The sequence below is a fragment of the Niallia sp. MER 6 genome (assembly GCF_023714395.1).
Lineage (GTDB): Bacteria > Bacillota > Bacilli > Bacillales > Cytobacillaceae > Niallia.
In genome coordinates this window covers 16331-34813 of sequence record NZ_JAMAUK010000001.1, presented here as the reverse complement: position 1 = coordinate 34813, position 18483 = coordinate 16331, and the positions used below count along the sequence as shown (strand labels likewise).

General features: G+C 40.5%; 15 protein-coding genes. All 15 read left to right on the top strand.

What is annotated here, in order from left to right; translation table 11 throughout:
* Nucleotides 1–173: 173 nt before the first annotated feature.
* Nucleotides 174–1400 carry an aspartate kinase gene (dapG, locus tag M3600_RS00170; protein ID WP_237941196.1) on the top strand — a complete coding sequence of 409 codons (1227 nt, stop codon included), beginning with the start codon at nucleotides 174–176 and terminating at the stop codon, nucleotides 1398–1400.
* A 37-nt stretch (nucleotides 1401–1437) separates the two neighbouring features.
* Complete coding sequence (gene dapA, locus M3600_RS00165; protein ID WP_233314349.1) at nucleotides 1438–2301, top strand: 4-hydroxy-tetrahydrodipicolinate synthase; 864 nt, start codon at nucleotides 1438–1440, stop codon at nucleotides 2299–2301.
* Between the two features lie 286 nt (nucleotides 2302–2587).
* The gene (locus M3600_RS00160) at nucleotides 2588–3871 is read left to right on the top strand and encodes an amino acid permease (protein WP_233314779.1); all 1284 of its coding nucleotides are present in this window, start codon (nucleotides 2588–2590) and stop codon (nucleotides 3869–3871) included.
* A 183-nt stretch (nucleotides 3872–4054) separates the two neighbouring features.
* Nucleotides 4055–5731: a ribonuclease J gene (locus M3600_RS00155; protein WP_233314348.1), complete on the top strand. Its 1677-nt coding sequence runs from the start codon at nucleotides 4055–4057 to the stop codon at nucleotides 5729–5731.
* Between the two features lie 108 nt (nucleotides 5732–5839).
* Nucleotides 5840–5995, top strand: coding sequence for a DUF3934 domain-containing protein (locus M3600_RS00150; protein ID WP_233314347.1), 156 nt, complete (start codon nucleotides 5840–5842; stop codon nucleotides 5993–5995).
* A gap of 229 nt (nucleotides 5996–6224) precedes the next feature.
* Nucleotides 6225–6968 carry a ClpP family protease gene (locus M3600_RS00145; RefSeq protein ID WP_233314346.1) on the top strand — a complete coding sequence of 248 codons (744 nt, stop codon included), beginning with the start codon at nucleotides 6225–6227 and terminating at the stop codon, nucleotides 6966–6968.
* On the top strand, nucleotides 6965–7177 hold the full coding sequence (locus M3600_RS00140; RefSeq protein WP_233314345.1) for a YlzJ-like family protein: 213 nt from the start codon (nucleotides 6965–6967) through the stop codon (nucleotides 7175–7177). The genes M3600_RS00145 and M3600_RS00140 overlap by 4 nt, the downstream gene beginning before the upstream one ends.
* A 122-nt stretch (nucleotides 7178–7299) precedes the next feature.
* Nucleotides 7300–9657 carry a DNA translocase FtsK gene (locus M3600_RS00135; protein ID WP_251644581.1) on the top strand — a complete coding sequence of 786 codons (2358 nt, stop codon included), beginning with the start codon at nucleotides 7300–7302 and terminating at the stop codon, nucleotides 9655–9657.
* 301 nt (nucleotides 9658–9958) lie between these two features.
* Entirely contained in the window at nucleotides 9959–10690 is a 732-nt protein-coding gene (locus tag M3600_RS00130; protein WP_233314343.1) for a GntR family transcriptional regulator, read from the top strand.
* A 74-nt stretch (nucleotides 10691–10764) separates the two neighbouring features.
* Nucleotides 10765–11826: a BMP family lipoprotein gene (locus M3600_RS00125; RefSeq protein WP_233314342.1), complete on the top strand. Its 1062-nt coding sequence runs from the start codon at nucleotides 10765–10767 to the stop codon at nucleotides 11824–11826.
* 263 nt (nucleotides 11827–12089) lie between these two features.
* Nucleotides 12090–13625, top strand: a complete 1536-nt coding sequence (locus M3600_RS00120; protein ID WP_233314341.1) for an ABC transporter ATP-binding protein — start codon at nucleotides 12090–12092, stop codon at nucleotides 13623–13625.
* The gene (locus M3600_RS00115; protein ID WP_233314340.1) at nucleotides 13618–14676 is read left to right on the top strand and encodes an ABC transporter permease; all 1059 of its coding nucleotides are present in this window, start codon (nucleotides 13618–13620) and stop codon (nucleotides 14674–14676) included. Before M3600_RS00120 ends, M3600_RS00115 begins: the two co-directional genes overlap by 8 nt.
* Nucleotides 14677–15636, top strand: coding sequence for an ABC transporter permease (locus M3600_RS00110; RefSeq protein ID WP_233314339.1), 960 nt, complete (start codon nucleotides 14677–14679; stop codon nucleotides 15634–15636).
* Between the two features lie 233 nt (nucleotides 15637–15869).
* Entirely contained in the window at nucleotides 15870–17147 is a 1278-nt protein-coding gene (gene yfmF, locus M3600_RS00105) for an EF-P 5-aminopentanol modification-associated protein YfmF (protein WP_233314338.1), read from the top strand.
* Entirely contained in the window at nucleotides 17147–18433 is a 1287-nt protein-coding gene (yfmH, locus tag M3600_RS00100; RefSeq protein WP_251644580.1) for an EF-P 5-aminopentanol modification-associated protein YfmH, read from the top strand. The genes yfmF and yfmH overlap by 1 nt, the downstream gene beginning before the upstream one ends.
* Nucleotides 18434–18483 lie beyond the last annotated feature (50 nt).

The following is an 18483-nucleotide window of genomic DNA, read 5'->3' as shown; positions in this document are numbered from 1 at the left end:
TTCTAAGCAGCGTTGCCCTTATCATAAATTTGCGGCAAACTGTTTCATATAATAGCAATAAGGGGACATGTTTGAGGAACTGCAGCTTTCTAGCAAATGAAGATGCGGATTCTTCATAGTGATCCCCTTTTTATTAAGAAACACTTTTTAAAAGTGTCCAGAGGTGTATAGCAATGACAAACATAGTAGTACAGAAATTCGGAGGAACATCTGTAAGAGATGAAAACAGCCGAAATCAAGCAAAAGAGCATATTCAAGACGCTTTAGCAAGCGGTAAAAAGGTAGTAGTTGTTGTATCTGCAATGGGAAGAAAAGGAGAGCCGTATGCAACAGATACTCTTCTGTCTCTAATTGGAGGTTCTGACAGTCATTTAAGCAAAAGAGAAAATGACTTGCTGCTATCTTGTGGAGAAATCATTTCCAGCGTTGTGTTCACACAGCTTTTACTGGAAAATGACATAAAAGCAGCTGCACTTACAGGCGCACAAGCTGGCTTCATCACAAACGATGATTTTACGAACGCAAGAATATTGGAAATGGATTGCACTCGCGTATTAAAGGAGCTTGAAACACATGATGTCGTTGTAGTAGCCGGATTCCAAGGTGCTGCTACAAACGGAGATACGACTACTTTAGGCAGAGGGGGCAGTGATACTTCTGCAGCAGCATTAGGCGCAGCTTTAAATGCTGAAGTAATCGATATTTTCACAGATGTGGAAGGCATCATGACTGCAGATCCGCGCATTGCAGAAAATGCAAGACCTCTTTCTGTTGTCACATATACAGAGGTGTGCAATATGGCGTATCAAGGTGCTAAGGTAATTCACCCTAGAGCTGTGGAAATTGCAATGCAGGCGAAAGTTCCAATCCGCATTCGTTCCACACATTCAAAGGGAACTGGTACGCTTGTGACATCTAGCAGTGATGACAATAAAGGCAGTGATATCCAGGAAAGACCAGTAACGGGGATTGCTCATGTAGCAAACGTTACTCAAATTAAAGTTCTCGCCAAAAAAGACCAATATGATCTGCAATCACAAGTCTTTAAAGCGATGGCCAATGAAGAAATCAGTGTTGACTTTATTAATATTTCACTGAACAGTGTTGTTTACACTGTAACCGATGAAATGGCTAAAAAGGCGACAGCTGTTCTTCAGGAAATGGGCTATGACCCGATTGTAGAGAGTGAATGTGCAAAGGTATCTGTAGTTGGTGCCGGCATGGCAGGTGTACCTGGTGTCACTTCAAAAATAGTCACTGCACTTTCAGGTGAGGGAATTCGTATTTTGCAATCAGCGGATAGCCATACAACCATTTGGGTCCTCGTTAAACAGGAAGATTTAGTACGTGCTGTAAATGTATTGCATGATTCGTTTGATTTAGATAAGGAACAGCATTAATCACAACAAGATTGAAAATGAGAATAGGAGTGGAACGATGGGTTTATTTGGTAGAGTGTCAACGGCCATGATTACACCATTTGATGCAAAGGGACATATTGATTTTCCAAAAACAACACAGATTGTTAACCATTTGATAGCAAATGGAACAGATTCCTTAGTTGTTGCAGGAACGACAGGCGAATCTCCAACATTATCAAAACAGGAAAAGATAGCATTATTCAAACATGTGGTAAAGGTAGTGGAAAAGAGAGTTCCAATCATCGCAGGGACTGGTAGTAATAACACTTATGACTCCATCGAGATGACAAAAGAAGCAGAACGGGCTGGGGTGGATGCCGTAATGGTTGTAGGCCCATACTATAACAAGCCAAACCAAGAAGGCATGTATCAGCATGTGAAGGCAGTCGCAGATAGCACAACCCTTCCAGTCATGATTTATAATATTCCAGGTCGTTCTGCTGTAAATATCGAACCCGAAACAATTATTCGATTATCAGCTGTTGAAAATATTGTTGCAGTTAAGGAAGCAAGTGGAAACTTAAACAACATCACAAAAATTATCGCAGGCACCCCGGATGATTTTTATGTGTACAGCGGAGATGACAGCTTAACATTGCCATTGCTTTCCGTTGGCGGAACAGGAGTTATCTCTGTTGCCTCACATGTAATCGGTCCAGAAATGCAGGAAATGGTTGGTGCTTTCCTTGAAGGAAACTACAAAAAAGCAGCGCAAATGCATCAAAAATTGCTGCCTGTCATGACTGCACTATTTGCTGCACCGAACCCAGTGCCAGTTAAAACAGCCCTGCAATTAAAGGGAATTGATGTTGGATCTGTCAGATTGCCTCTAGTGCCGCTGACAGAAGAAGAGAGAACAAAACTAGCAAGCTTTTTCTAATGCAGTTATTAGTGGATAGATCAGTTAAGTAAACGAAGCAAAATAGGAATTACATAGCTAGTCTATCCATATAGACGTAAAACAATTTTAGTCAAGGCTTATAGACATGTGGAAAAAACAAATCCAGATTTCCCGTTAAGCCCTGCTGTGCTTGCAGTAGAACTTCGGGAGATTTGGATTTTTTGTTTCATTTTGTTATTATTGGTTATTCATTGTTTAGGAGGATTTGAAATTGGAGACAAAGAATACGCTGCAGAAAAAATTGCAGCCGAGACATATCAGCCTTATGGCGATGGGAGGGGCAATTGGGACAGGCATCTTTAAAGGAAGCGGAGAAACAGTAGGTGTCGCTGGTCCAGGAGTAGTTGTTACTTATATTTTTGCCGGTTTATTATTATTAGTCGTGATGGGAGCCATTGCTGAAATGGCGATTGCATACCCAAACACAAATATGAAGGGCTTCATTTTAAAGGCTTTTGGAAGCAGAATGTCTTTTATTGTTGGCTGGCTTTACTGTGTTCTGTGGCTTGCCGTTTGTATTATTGAAGTGGTTGTAGCAGGAAGCTTTTTGCAATATTGGTTTCCAAACATTCCATTATGGGTATTAAGCATTCTTTGTACCATATTTATTTTGAGCATCAATTTGATGAACGTAAAGCATTATGGAGAGTTTGAGTTTTGGTTTGCTGGCATTAAAATCGCAATGATTATCGTCTTTATTATATTAGGTGCTGGTATCTTATTTGGCATCATTCCTTCAGATGGAGCAGATTATTTCCGCAATTATACAGAGCATGGAGGCTTTTTCCCGAATGGGTGGTCATCCATTTTTGCAGCACTATTAGTAGTTATGTTTTCATATGGTGGCTCTGAGCTTATCGGTGTTACCGTAACAGAGGCGCAAGATGCAGAAAAGATTCTGCCGAAAGTTATTAAAAGTTTTATTTTCCGCATTGTGCTTTTCTATACATTGCCAATTCTTGTTATATGCGGATTGATTCCTTGGAATGAATTGACAGAATCTTCAAGCCCGTTTGTACAGGTGCTTTCCATGTCAGGTCTTCAAGGAGCTGCACATGTGATGAACTTTATTTTAATTATCGCGGTGTTATCCGCAGCAAACTCGGGCATTTACGGCTGTACTAGAATGCTTCACTCTCTTGCAGAGGAAGGAGAGGCGCCTAAGGCTTTCAGTAAATTATCAAAAAGCGGTGTGCCGACATACAGTTTAATACTGACAGGGATAGTATTGATTCTCGGATCAATGATTGCTTTAGTCGCACAAGATGAAGTCTTTACGATTCTAATGGCATTCCCAGGCTTTGTCGTATCAATCGTTTGGGTAAGTATTTGCCTTGCTCAAATCAAACTGCGCAAAAGCTATCCGACAATGCCGAGTTTTCGTCTATGGGGATATCCATATATCACAGGACTTGCAGCTGCAGCACTAACATTAATCAGCATCAGCTTTGTATTAAATAAAGACAACCGAATAAGCATTATGGCATGTTTGCTTGTACTAGTTTACTTAATCATACATGCGGCATTTAAATTTAAGAAAACAAAATAAAAAACATGCTTTTGCATAAGGATTTTTCTTGCAAAAGCGTTTTTTACTCTAAGGTAACGCCGTATTTCTCCCTCCATCTTGCAGGCGTTTTCTTTGAAATTGGTTGTAAACATTTAAATAGATAAAGTATAATATTGTTAACTGATCAATGGTCGGCTAACTCAACATAGGAGGAAACAAAAATTGAAAACAAATGAAAAGATAAAGCTGGTCGCCCTCGGAGGAGTAGGGGAGAACGGAAAAAATATGTTGGCAGTCGAAGTCGATGAAGACATATTTGTAATTGACGCTGGCTTAATGTATCCACAAAACGAGATGCTTGGAATTGATATTGTTGTTCCAGATATCTCTTATTTAAAGCAGAACGAAGAAAAAGTAAAAGGTATCTTTTTGACGCACGGACATGAGGACCATATTGGGGGTCTATCCTTCTTTTTAAGAGAGCTGAACGTACCTGTTTATACGACAAGGCTTACTGCTGAACTGGCAAAAGAGAAAATGAAGGAACAGGACTTTAAAGGGCAAGTTCGTTTTGAAATTGTCACATCAAAAACTGTTCTGAAATTCCCTTCTGCGTCTGTATCCTTTTTTAAAGTGAACCACAGTATTCCTGACAGTATTGCTATTGTCATTCACACTTCTGAAGGTGCGATTGTACATACTGGCGACTTTAAATTTGACCAAACTGCAGGCGATCTTTATAAGCCGGAATTTGCAGAGATGGCGAAAATTGGGGAGAAAGGCGTTCTTTGCTTGCTTTCTGACAGTACGGATGCAGACAAGCCGGGCTACTCAACGTCAGATGCAGTCGTAACAGAGGAATTGACAGCTGCTTTTCTTCGTACAAAAGGCCGAATAATTGCAACTGTGTTCGCAACAGATTTGAACAGAATTCAACATATCTTTGATGCAGCTGCGAAGGCAAAGCGCAAGATTGCGATAATGGGGAAAAACCTTCAAGTTATCTTAAATATTGCGATGAAGCACGGTTATATCGATATTGCCGAAGATATTCTAGTATCATTCCAGGAAATCCAAGGATTTGAGAAAAATCAAACGATTATTTTAACAACAGGAAACAAAGGTGAACCTGTTGAAGCGCTGCAAAGAATGGCAAGGAAAAACCATAAGCAAGTAAATATTGGCGATGGAGATACAATTCTATTTGCAGCATCTTCACTCCTTGGCAGTGAAGTGTTTGTTGGAAAAACAATCGACATGCTTTACCGACTTGGTGCAAGTGTCCTTACAGGAAACAAAACATTCAATAGTTCGAATCATGGTAGCCAAGAAGAGCTTAAGCTTATGATCAATATTCTAAAGCCGAAATTCTTCCTGCCGATTCACGGGGAATACCGCGTGTTGAAAGCACATGCTCAGCTAGCGGAAAAAACCGGCTTGCAACCGCAAAATATCCATATCCCTGAACTAGGTGAAATGATTGAAATTAAAGACGGCAAGCTTCGTTTAAGCGGCAAGGTTCAATCAGGCAATGTACTTATTGACGGAAGCGGTATTGGCGATGTCGGCAATATTGTTTTAAGAGACCGTAAACTTTTATCACAGGACGGAATTTTGACAGTTGTCGTAACATTGAATAAGCAAGAGCGAAAAATCTCTGCCGGACCTGAAATTATTACTAGAGGATTTGTCTACGTTAGAGAGTCCGAACAGCTGCTTGAAGAAGCTGCAAATCGGGTTAAAGACATTGTCGAAAAAAGCATTAGCAAAGACAGCTTTGATTGGACAGGCATTAAACAAGATATTAGAGATACATTAAATCAGTTCTTGTACGAAAAAACAAAGCGCAGACCGATGATTCTGCCGATTATTATGGAAGTTAAAACGCCAAGAAAGTAAGGATAAAAAAGTTTCCTTGTGCAATCAAGGAAACTTTTTTGCATGTACGCTTCCTTCAAAGGAAAGATTAGTGGGTAGATATGGCGTTTAACATTATGAGGTGACAAAATGAGCAAAGCAAAAGGCAAGAGTGGTATAGGCAGAGGGACCGGTAAAAAAGGCTGGAACCGCTGGCAGGCTAGTGCTAAAAAAGCCAAAAGTGCAAAACCCTATAAAAGCAAAGGGGTAAAACACAAACAAGATAGTGAAAACGAACAAGGATAAACGGGAGTAGGATCTTGCTATGAGCAAGGTCCTTTCTTTATGCTCATATCCTTACAGTCTTAAACGGCACCTGGCTTGATTACGATGTCGAATAGAAAGATATTAAAAGGACAAGCACATTAATGTTCAGCCAAATGACGAGGCTTTGCGGAATTTTTATTTTGGTTCGCATGAAATTCTCCTTCTAGCTTCATAATAAAAACATCATGTGAAAGGAAGGGAGAAAATTATGGCTAACCGAAATGAAGCAAATAATACAGAAGAGACTCAGCCAAAAGAAGACAAACCAGCATCTTCTTTAATGGAAAAAATACAGCAGCTTGGTCAAACGAATGTACCGCAACTATCGCAGGATTCTAAAATACATTGTTTAACAATTGTTGGGCAGATTGAAGGACATCTTCAGCTTCCGCCACAAAATAAAACAACTAAATATGAGCATCTTATTCCGCAAATTGTCGCCATTGAGCAAAACCCGAAGATTGAAGGAGTACTTGTCATTTTGAATACAGTCGGCGGTGATGTAGAGGCAGGTTTGGCAATTTCTGAAATGCTTGCTAGCCTTTCTAAGCCAACTGTTTCCCTTGTGCTAGGGGGAGGACATTCAATTGGTGTGCCGATTGCTGTATCTTGTGATTATTCATTCATAGCAGAAACAGCAACAATGACGATACATCCAATTCGTTTGACAGGTCTTGTTATTGGAGTTCCGCAAACCTTTGAGTATTTGGATAAGATGCAGGAGCGAGTAGTGAAATTTGTGACAAAGCACAGCAAAATTGAAGAAGATGGCTTTAAAGACTTAATGTTTGCAAAAGGTAACCTGACAAGGGATATTGGAACAAATGTAATTGGCAGTGATGCAGTGACGTCTGGACTGATTGACAGTGTCGGCGGAGTGGGCGAAGCGATGACAAAGCTAAATGAGCTCATTGAACTGAATAAAGATAAGAACGAAGGTATCGTACAATGATTATGTATACGATGATGCCGGAGGAGTTAATGTTTCCTATCGGTCAAGAAACGTATGAAAAACAGCAAGTAATTGATTTTAACGGTATTCCGCTCCTCGTTGCCAAAAATGAGATGCATGAATATGAGGTAGTGCGTGTGCTTTCGACAGATCCAAGCCATTATTTGCATGCTCCTGTTCAGCCAGGGGCAAAGATTCCATTATTATGACTGTATTTTTCCATCTTATGATATAATAGAATTGAATAACCAAACATTAAGCAGCCGAACTAAGGCTGCTTATTTCATACATAAAGATACTTAAGAAAACATAGAAACATTAGGTGATAAACATGGCAAAAAGAAAAACAAGAAAAACGAAAAAGAAACAGCATCTGAAAAAAACAATTCAGTATGAACTTGCTGCTCTTCTTTTAATTACGTTAAGCTTTATCTCTATCTTGCAGCTAGGAGTTGTAGGAACGACGATTGTGCTGTTCTTTCGTTTCTTTACGGGTGAATGGTATATTTTAAGCCTCCTTGGGCTGATTGTATATGGCGGCTATTTGATGTGGAAAAGAGAGAAGCCATATTTATTTCATACTAAACTGAATGGCCTCTATTTAATTGTTGGAGCAATCCTGCTTTTAACCCATGTATCCTTGTTTAATATGCTGTCAGGAGAAGGTAGATTTACCAATCCAAGCGTCATTTTTAATACTTGGGAGCTGTTTTGGTATGAAGCGGACGGCAATGCCTCAAAGATTGGCTTGGGAGGCGGTATGATTGGGGCAGTCCTGTTTGCGATGTTTCATTATTTATTTGATACGGCAGGCACGCAAATTGTCAGCTTCTTAGCCATTATTACAGGTATAATTCTGTTGACAGGCAAGACGCTCAGCGGTGCTTTCCGCAAGATGATGCTGTCTATTTGGAGCTTTATAAAGCGGCAATGGCTGGAGTTTCTAGATGATATTCGTGAGTGGAAAGAAGCGCGCATTGCAAAAAGGGAAGCGAAAAAAGCGGACAGGCAGTCAGACCGGACAGCAAGGAGACAAAGAGTGGAGCGTAGACAAGAAGCTGAGGAGGAAGTTCAGCCTTTAATTGTTAATCCACCTATCCAGCAGTCTGAAGAGCCTGCATATGCTGAACCTATCATTTCTTCTTTTACAGAGAATGCTTATGATGACAGACAAGTCCAGGAAGAAGCTGGCAACGCTAGTGAACCAATTGAAACAGAGGAGATTATTGCTCCGATTACCTTCACAGAGGTGGAGAATAAAGATTATGAGCTTCCGCCTATCAAACTATTAATGGCCCCGAAAAAGGCAGACCAAAGCGGAGAATATGAACAAATTCATGCAAATGCAGCAAAGCTGGAGAGAACATTCCATAGTTTTGGTGTTAAGGCAAAGGTAACTGAGGTCCATCTCGGCCCTGCTGTCACAAAGTATGAAGTGCATCCGAGCGAGGGAGTTAAGGTAAGCAAGATTGTCAATTTAAGTGATGACTTGGCATTGGCTCTTGCGGCAAAGGACATCCGCATTGAAGCGCCAATCCCAGGCAAATCGGCAATTGGGATTGAAGTGCCTAATTCGGAAGTAGCGATGGTGTCATTACGGGAAGTGCTCGAAACGAATAAAAATGATAAGCCGGAAAGTAAGTTAATGATCGCATTCGGGCGAGATATTACAGGGAATGCTGTTTGTGCTGAACTGAATAAGATGCCCCATCTGCTTGTTGCCGGAGCAACCGGGAGCGGTAAGAGTGTCTGCATCAATGGGATTATCACAAGCATTCTCATGCGGGCAAAACCGCATGAGGTTAAGATGATGATGATTGACCCGAAGATGGTCGAGTTGAATGTGTATAATGGTATTCCCCATCTCCTTGCACCTGTTGTTACGAATGCGAAAAAAGCATCTCAGGCTCTTCAGAAGGTCGTAAGCGAAATGGAAAGAAGATATGATTTGTTTTCCCATACAGGAACTCGTAATATTGAAGGCTATAATGACTATGTCAAAAGGTATAATGCAGAGGAGCAGGAAAAGCAGCCTCTTTTGCCGTATATTGTCGTGATCGTCGATGAGCTTGCAGACTTAATGATGGTTGCGTCTAATGATGTGGAAGATTCGATAACAAGACTGGCGCAGATGGCGCGTGCAGCTGGAATTCATTTAATCATCGCAACACAGCGCCCTTCTGTTGATGTAATCACAGGTGTCATCAAGGCGAATATCCCTTCACGGATTGCCTTTGCTGTATCTTCTCAAACAGATTCTCGGACAATCCTTGACATGGGCGGAGCGGAGAAGCTTCTTGGCCGCGGTGATATGCTGTTTTTCCCATATGGAGCGAGCAAACCAGTTCGTGTTCAAGGTGCTTTCTTGTCGGATGAGGAAGTGGAGGAAGTAGTGGACTTTGTTATCGGCCAGCAAAAGGCCCAGTATCAGGAGGAGATGATTCCTGATGAGATTGCTGAAACAAATCAAGGAGCTGTAGAGGACGATTTGTATGGAGAAGCTGTCGACTTGATTATTGAAATGCAGACTGCGTCTGTAAGTATGCTGCAAAGACGGTTTAGAATCGGATATACAAGAGCTGCCCGCCTCATTGACGAAATGGAGGCAAGGGGCATCGTCGGTCCGTATGAGGGCAGCAAACCGCGGACAGTTCTTGTGCCAAAAGCATCAGAAGAGATCAATTTATAAAACGGATTATCTTTCGTACGCCGAAATAGGTTATACTATTAAAGTTCGGTTTTAAGCATTATAATACAAATGTTTTACTAGACTAAAGGAAAAAATATCTTGTAAAGACGAATATTAAGAGAAAGAAGCAATGGAATTGGAAGTCATTTCCGGACAATTGTTTCTTTTCTCTTTTTTTTTCGACTTATTTCACAATTCACTATTTATTTATTAGTCAAAAAGTGTTATAGTATTTTCGATTAGTAGGAATGATTGAACATCAGATGTCTGATGTCTTAGAAAGTTTTTGGAGGAAGGTCGCATGCTAATTAAGTCAGATACAAGGCATTTATATTTGCAGGTTGTGGACAGACTGAAACGTGATATTGAGAATGGGATTTACAAAGAAAAAGAAAAATTCCCTTCTGAATTTGAGCTTGCAAAAACTTTGGGCGTAAGCAGAGCTACTTTAAGAGAGGCGCTGCGCACACTGGAAGAGGAAAATGTCATCATAAGGCGTCATGGCGTTGGGACATTTGTCAACAGCAAGCCGCTTTTCAATTCAGGCATTGAACAGCTCCACAGTGTGACCCACATGATTCGGCAAGCTGGAATGAATCCAGGAACAATTTTTCTAAGTTCAACAACTCAATGTTCAACTGAAGAGGATGCAAGGCGTTTTTCCTGCACGCAAGACGAAGAGATAGTAGTGATCGAACGTGTTCGAACTGCTAACGGAGAGCCTGTTGTTTATTGTATAGACAAGCTTCTGCAAAATATTCTGCCTGAAAGATTTTCGTATGAAAACGATTCAATTTTTCAGTTTTTGGAAGCGGATGCCCAAAAGAAAATTACATATGCTGTCGCGCAAATCGAGCCGATCGGCTATCATGAAAAAATCTCTCCGATCTTACAATGCGAGCCTGAAACTGCACTGCTAGTCTTAAAGCAGATGCATTATGATGAAAAGGATGAGCCGGTGCTTTATTCAGTCAATTACTTTAGAGCCGATAAGTTTAGCTTTCAAGTGCTAAGAAAACGAATTTATTCGTGACAATCGGAGAAACTATTGTTAAAGCATTTCTCACTATGAAAACAAAAAACAAAAAAAATTAGGGGGTACAAACCTTGAAAAAGCGTAAATTTGGTTTAGCGCTGTCCTTAGTACTTGCTGCTGGGACTGTTTTAGGGGCTTGTGGTAAAAACGATGATAACGAAGGATCTTCTGGAGAAGAAAAGAGTGATTCTTTCAGCGTTGCAATGGTAACAGATGTCGGCGGTGTTGATGATAAATCATTCAACCAGTCAGCATGGGAAGGCCTGCAAGCTTTCGGTAAAGCAAATGGACTTGACAAAGGAAATGGTATCGACTATTTACAATCTCAATCAGACTCTGATTATTCAACAAACTTGAACAGCTTAGTACGCCAAAAATATGACTTAGTGTATGGTATTGGTTTCATGATGGAAGGGGCAATTGATGAAATTGCTAAACAGCAAACAGATGCTCATTTTGCAATTGTTGATGCTGTAGTTGACGAACCAAACGTAGCAAGCATTACATTTAAGGAACAAGAAGCAGGCTTCCTTGCTGGAGTAGCTGCTGGTAAAGCAACAAAAACAAATAAAATCGGATTCATCGGCGGAGTAGAAAGTGAAGTTATCACTCGCTTTGAAGCTGGCTTTGAAGCTGGTGTAAAAGAAGCTAACCCTGACGCTACAATTGATTCCCAATATGCTGGTGCATTTGACAAGCCGGAAGTTGGAAAAACAATTGCAAGCAAAATGTACTCTTCTGATGTTGACGTAATTTTCCACGCTTCAGGCGGAACTGGTGCTGGTCTTTTCACAGAAGCTCGTGAGCTAAAGGAAAAAGATCCATCAAGAGCAATCTGGGCAATCGGTGTTGACTCTGACCAAGCATCTGAAGGTGTTGTCGGCGACCACAATATCGTATTGACTTCTGCACTTAAAGGTGTGTCTGCTGCAGTTCAAGATATCTCTACTAAAGCTCAAGAAGGAAACTTCCCAGGCGGAGAAACTTCTGTATACGGACTTGCTGAAGACGGTGTTGGTCTAGCTGAAATCAACGAAGAAGCAGAAAACAAAGCAGACATCGAAGCTGCTGTTAAAGAATGGACAGACAAAATTAAAAACGGTGAGTACACTGTTCCTGATACTGTACAATAATTAGATTTAAGAAGTTTTTACAGGAATAAGTGGTTTGCATGGCAAAACACTTATTCCTTTTTTACGACCATAACTAGAATTTTAACTAAAAGGCAGAAGCCTTCTGCTTTTTATTAAAAATTTTACGATGGTGAAATTATAGCGAAATAGTTAAATATCATAGGTTGCAGAAATTCCTCTTACTGCTGACACTTAAATATTTTTTTGCCAGCTGTATTTTTAATTATTTGACATTCGTTTGTGGAGAAGAAGGAGTGAATGAGATGGAATATGTTATTGAGATGCTGAATATCCGAAAAGAATTTCCTGGAATTGTTGCCAATAACAATATAACCCTTCAGTTAAAAAAAGGGGAAATTCATGCATTGTTAGGGGAAAACGGTGCAGGAAAGTCAACATTGATGAACGTATTGTTCGGACTTTATCAGCCGGAAAGAGGAGAAATCAGAGCAAGAGGGAAAGTGGTCAACATCTCCAACCCTAATGTGGCGAATGATTTGGGCATCGGGATGGTCCATCAGCATTTCATGCTGATCGATACCTTTACTGTTACAGAAAACATTATTTTAGGAAAAGAAACAGTAAGTAAAGGAAAAATAGACTTAAAAAAGGCAGAAAATGAAGTAAGAGAAATCAGTGAGCGTTACGGGCTTGCAGTAGACCCACGGGCGAAAATTTCTGATATTTCTGTAGGTATGCAGCAAAGGGTGGAAATCTTAAAGACTTTATACCGCGGAGCGGAAATCCTTATCTTTGATGAGCCTACTGCTGTGCTGACACCTCAGGAAATTACAGAACTCATTGGCATCTTTAAAACATTGATTAAGGAAGGAAAATCCATCATCTTAATCACTCATAAGCTGAAGGAAATCATGGAAGTTTGTGATCGTGTAACCGTTATCCGCAAAGGGGAAGGAATCGGTACATACGATGTAAGCGGAACAAATCCAACAGAGCTTGCAAACTTGATGGTCGGCCGTGAAGTTACATTCAAAACCGACAAAAAAGCACCGCAGCCTAAAGAGACAGTTTTGGAAATTTCTGATTTGACTGTTAAAGATTCTAGGGGAGTACCTGTTGTAAATTCGCTTAACTTGAATGTCCGTGCCGGCGAAGTAGTCGGAATTGCCGGTGTAGATGGTAACGGGCAGTCAGAGCTGATTGAAGCGATAACAGGGCTGCTAAAAAAAGATAACGGAAGCATTAAGCTGAACGGCAAAGAGCTCAGCGTGCTGACACCTAGAAAAATCACAGAAAGCGGTCTCGGCCATATCCCGCAAGACCGTCATAAACACGGCTTAGTTCTTGATTTCCCAATTGGTCAAAACATGGTGCTGCAAACGTATTACAAACAGCCATTTTCTAAGGCTGGCTTCTTGAACAAACGGGAAATTGATTTAAAAGCGAAAACGCTGATTGAAGAGTTCGATGTAAGAACACCTGGCGCACATACTCCAGCGAGAGCTTTATCAGGCGGTAATCAGCAGAAGGCAATCATCGGAAGAGAAGTGGACAGAAACCCAGATCTTTTGATTGCGGCACAGCCGACACGCGGACTTGATGTCGGAGCGATTGAATTTATCCATAAACGTCTGATAGAACAAAGAGATAAAGGAAAAGCGGTGTTGCTTGTTTCCTTCGAACTAGAGGAAATCTTAAATGTTAGCGACCGGATTGCTGTTATCTTTGAAGGGAATATTATTGCGGAGGTAGACCCGAAGAATACAACAGAACAAGAGCTAGGATTATTAATGGCAGGATCGAAAGATAAAAAAGTGGGTGTGGAGAAGAATGTCTAATACAATAAGAAAAATAAGTATACCTGTTATATCTGTATTGCTGGGCATTATAGTTGGAACAATCATCATGCTCGTTACCGGCTATGATCCTGCTGCAGCATATACTGCACTGTGGAACGGCGCATTCGGCGAAGTCTACTTTGTCGGTGAAGTAGTGCGCCAGATTACTCCGTTAATCCTTGCAGGACTTGCAGTGGCATTTGCCTTCCGTACAGGCTTGTTTAATATCGGAGTAGAGGGTCAATTAATCGTCGGCTGGCTTGCAGCAGTGTGGGTCGGAGTCGCTTTTGATTTGCCGAAAATCATTCATTTGCCGTTGGCAGTGCTTGCAGGAGCAGCTGCAGGTGCATTATGGGCATTTGTGCCAGGATTTTTAAAAGCACGCTTCCGAGTGCATGAAGTAATCGTCAGCATTATGATGAACTATATCGCATTGCATGTATCAAACTATTTAATTCGTAATGTATTAACAGATAAGGCAGACCGTACGGAAAATATTCCGGCATCTGCGTCTCTTCGCTCAGATTTCTTGAGCAGCATGACAGATTATTCCCGTTTACACTGGGGAATTTTAATAGCTCTAGCATGTGTGCTTATTATGTGGCTTATTCTTGAGAAAACCGTTAAAGGCTATGAATTGAAAGCAGTTGGCTTTAACCAGAATGCTTCGCAATATGCCGGTATGAATGTTAACAGAAATATCGTTCTTTCTATGGTAATCTCTGGTGCCTTTGCAGGTCTTGCAGGTACAATGGAAGGATTAGGAACATTCGAATATGTCAGCAATAAAGCTGGATTCACAGGCGTAGGATTTGATGGAATCGCCGTTGCTCTTCTCGGTGCAAATGGACCATTAGGTATTGTCTTTGCAGCCGCTTTATTCGGCTTCTTGAAAGTCGGAGCGTTGAATATGCCGCTCGAGGCTGGTGTGCCGAATGAAATGGTTGATATCATCATCGCATTAATCGTATTCTTCGTGGCAGCAAACTATATGATACGCATCTTCTTAGAGAAAATGAGCAAAAATAAAAGTAAAAAGGGGGAGAAGTAAGTGGGATTAATGGATGTATTATTAATTGTCATTCCTTCTTCACTATTATGGGCTGCTCCGCTGATTTTTACTGCGCTTGGCGGTAACTTCTCAGAGCGTGCCGGTGTTGTTAATATCGGGCTAGAAGGTCTTATGCTGATGGGGGCATTCTCTTCCATCGTATTCAACTTAACTTTTGCAGACAGCTTAGGAGCATGGACTCCATGGGTAGCCTTATTGTGTGCAATGGTCGTTGGCGCAGTCTTTTCCTTGCTGCATGCTGTTGCGTCCATCACATTCCGCGCTGATCAGACTGTTTCCGGTGTTGCGATAAACTTGCTTGCAGCAGGTTTGGCAATGTTTTTGGTTAAACTGATTTATGACAAAGGACAAACTGCAACAATTCAATACAGCTTCAAAAAAGTGGATATTCCAGTATTGAAAGATATTCCAGTCATTGGAGAATTGTTCTTCCAGAATACGTACTGGACATCTTATCTGGCTATTATAGTAGCTATTATTTCTTGGTTTGTAATGTTCAAAACACCATTCGGTCTTCGTCTCCGTGCTGTTGGGGAGCATCCGATGGCAGCTGATACAATGGGTATCAATGTTACTAAAATGCGCTATATCGGTGTTGTTTTATCTGGTGCGTTAGGCGGTATCGGCGGCGGTGTGTTCGCACAGTCGATTACAAATGACTTCACTCATTCTACAATCAGCGGACAAGGGTTCATGGCTCTTGCAGCATTGATTTTCGGAAAGTGGAATCCATTAGGAGCGATGGGTGCGGCCCTGTTCTTCGGATTTGCCCAATCATTGAGCATCGTCGGAAGCAGCTTGCCATTCCTTGAGAACATTCCGAATGTATACTTGCTGATTGCCCCATATGTGCTGACAATCATCGCACTTACTGGCTTCATCGGCAGAGCAGATGCACCGAAAGCTTCCGGTGTCCCATATATAAAAGGAAGCAGATAATTATATTACAAAAATCTCCTAGTTGCATTTATGCAACAGGAGATTTTTTTGTTTTAAGGATTATGAAGTGGTATTAAAACATACCATTTGATAAACACGGTTGTGATTTGCACGAAAGAAACTTGAAAACGTGTGCTTAACAAAGTTATAGTAAGAATATCCTTTGTATTAGAGTCAATACTATAGTTATAAAAATATGCATTTTTTAGTGCAGTGAACTTAGGAGGTAGCCCATGAGTGTTGCTGAAGAGAAAGTCAGGAAATACGGCGGATATAATCTGCATACTGTTAAGACAGAGAAGTTTAAAACAAATAATATTGTCGTAAAGTGGAAGGCTCCCATTACAGAAGAAAGTGCTACATTAAGGGCTCTTTTGCCGTATGTCCTGCAAAACAGCTCCAATAAGTACCCAAATACCGCAACACTTCGTTCATATTTGGAAGAGTTATATGGAGCGACATTTTTTATTGACCTTTCCAAAAAAGGTGATTATCAAATTATTTCCTTCTCCTTAGAAATAGCTAATGAAAAGTTTTTGAGCAATCCAGACCCGCTGCTGAAAAAAGGTGTCGATTTTTTGGCGGAAATTCTTTTTAACCCTAACGGAGATGGAAAATCCTTTGTAGCAAAAATAGTCGAAGATGAAAAAAGGGCCTTGAAGCAAAGAATTCAATCCATTTATGATGACAAAATGAGGTATGCTAATTTCCGTTTAGTAGAAGAAATGTTTAAAGGAGAGCCATATGCTTTAGGTGTAAACGGCATTGCTGATAAGGTAGATCCTATCACAGCAGAAGAACTGTATCAATACTATGAGAAATCGCGACAAGAGGATCAAATCGATGTATTTGTTGTAGGAGATATTGATGAAGAGGAAATAGCCTCTTATATAAGCACAAAGCTGCCATTTGCTGATAGAACGGCTTCCGAACATACGAGGGCGGTACATAAGGAAGTAAAGGAAAAGGAAGTAAAGGAAGTTCAAGATGTGAAACAAGGCAAACTTCATATCGGTTACAGAACAAATGTTGTGTATGGGGATGAAGATTATTTTGCTTTGCAAATATTCAATGGCATTTATGGCGGCTTTTCCCACTCCAAGCTTTTCCTTAATGTAAGAGAAAAAGAAAGTCTTGCTTACTATGCTGCAAGCCGGATTGAAAGTCATAAAGGCTTGCTGATGGTTTTGTCAGGGATTGACCAGCAAAATTATGAAAAGGCTGTATCTATCATTAAGGAGCAGTTAGAGCTAATGAAAAAGGGTGATTTCACTGATGATGAAATTATGCAGACAAAGGCAGTCACTCATAATCAAATGCTTGAAACACTTGATACAGCAAGAGGTATGATTGAGGTGTTCTACCATAATGCAGTAAGCGGTGTAAAAGTGGATATGTCCCAATGGCTGCAATCCATCAGCAAGGTAACGAAGGAAGAAATTCAAAGTGTTGCTAATAAAATCGAATTGGATACAATCTATTTCCTATCAGGATCGGAGGGGAATAACTAATGGAAAAAATCTCTTTTGAACAGCTGCAGGAAGAACTTTTCTTTGAAGAGCTTGATAATGGGCTTAAAGTCTATATTCTCCCGAAAAAAGGCTTCAACAAAACATTCTGTACGTTTACAACAAATTACGGGTCTGTTGACAACATGTTCGTCCCGTTGAACGGAACAGAATATAAAAAAGTTCCAGATGGCATCGCTCATTTTCTAGAACACAAGCTTTTTGAGAAGAAGGACCGTGATGTCTTCCAAGAGTTCAGCAAAAACGGAGCTTCTGCTAATGCATTTACCTCCTTTACAAGAACGGCTTATTTATTTTCTAGCACACAGAATGTTGAAAACAACCTAGAAACATTAATTGATTTTGTGCAAGATCCATATTTCTCTGAACAGACAGTTGAAAAGGAAAAAGGTATTATCGGCCAAGAAATTACGATGTATGATGATAATCCTGACTGGCGTTTGTATTTTGGCTTGATTGAAAACATGTATAAAAACCATCCTGTTAAAATTGATATTGCAGGTACAATTGAGTCGATATCACATATTACAAAGGATTTGCTGTATGAGTGCTATGATACTTTTTATCACCCTAGCAATATGCTCTTGTTTATTGTCGGTCCGGTAGATCCTAACGAATATATGGAAAGTATTAAAGCAAACCAGCAGAAGAAGGACTATACGAAAAAGCCGGAAATAAAAAGGCAGTTTGAGGAAGAACCACTAGAGGTGCATAAAAAGAAACAAGTGCTTAATATGAATGTGCAAACATCCAAATGCCTTGTCGGCGTTAAAGCAGTGGACACCGAGCAGCAAGGTGCTGAAATGCTGAAGAATGAGCTGTGTATTAACACGTTGCTCGACTTGCTTTTCTCTAACAGCTCCGAAAATTATCAACATCTGTTTTCTGAAGGGTTGATTGATGATACCTTCTCTTATGATTATACACAGGAAAAGGGCTTTGGCTTTGCGATGGTCGGCGGAGATACAAGCAAGCCGGATGAACTTGCAGAGCAAATTCAAAAAATACTTCTAGAGGCAAAATCAACTGCGATTCAAAAGGAAACGCTTGAACGGTCGAAAAAGAAACGAATCGGAACCTTCCTTCGTGCCGTTAATTCACCTGAATATATTGCGAATCAGTTTACAAGATATTCCTTCAATGATATGAATTTATTTGATGTTGTCGGAACGATTGAACAAATAACTGTAGAGGACATTCAGGCAGCTGCACAGCGGTTTATTGACGAAGACAGAATCACTGTCTGCCAAGTTGTGCCAAAGGCATAGCATAAGGCAGTTAACAGCAAAAAGGAAATGGGATGAAACCCACTTCCTTT

Bases quoted from the DNA above. Each gene is read 5' to 3' on its own strand.
- M3600_RS00130 (WP_233314343.1), top strand. From the start codon at position 9,959: ATGCTAATTAAGTCAGATACAAGGCATTTATATTTGCAGGTTGTGGAC.
- yfmH (WP_251644580.1), top strand. From the start codon at position 17,147: ATGGAAAAAATCTCTTTTGAACAGCTGCAGGAAGAACTTTTCTTTGAA.
- M3600_RS00120 (WP_233314341.1), top strand. From the start codon at position 12,090: ATGGAATATGTTATTGAGATGCTGAATATCCGAAAAGAATTTCCTGGA.
- M3600_RS00115 (WP_233314340.1), top strand. From the start codon at position 13,618: ATGTCTAATACAATAAGAAAAATAAGTATACCTGTTATATCTGTATTG.
- M3600_RS00145 (WP_233314346.1), top strand. From the start codon at position 6,225: ATGGCTAACCGAAATGAAGCAAATAATACAGAAGAGACTCAGCCAAAA.
- M3600_RS00150 (WP_233314347.1), top strand. From the start codon at position 5,840: ATGAGCAAAGCAAAAGGCAAGAGTGGTATAGGCAGAGGGACCGGTAAA.
- M3600_RS00140 (WP_233314345.1), top strand. From the start codon at position 6,965: ATGATTATGTATACGATGATGCCGGAGGAGTTAATGTTTCCTATCGGT.
- M3600_RS00160 (WP_233314779.1), top strand. From the start codon at position 2,588: ATGGCGATGGGAGGGGCAATTGGGACAGGCATCTTTAAAGGAAGCGGA.
- M3600_RS00135 (WP_251644581.1), top strand. From the start codon at position 7,300: ATGGCAAAAAGAAAAACAAGAAAAACGAAAAAGAAACAGCATCTGAAA.
- yfmF (WP_233314338.1), top strand. From the start codon at position 15,870: ATGAGTGTTGCTGAAGAGAAAGTCAGGAAATACGGCGGATATAATCTG.
- dapA (WP_233314349.1), top strand. From the start codon at position 1,438: ATGGGTTTATTTGGTAGAGTGTCAACGGCCATGATTACACCATTTGAT.
- dapG (WP_237941196.1), top strand. From the start codon at position 174: ATGACAAACATAGTAGTACAGAAATTCGGAGGAACATCTGTAAGAGAT.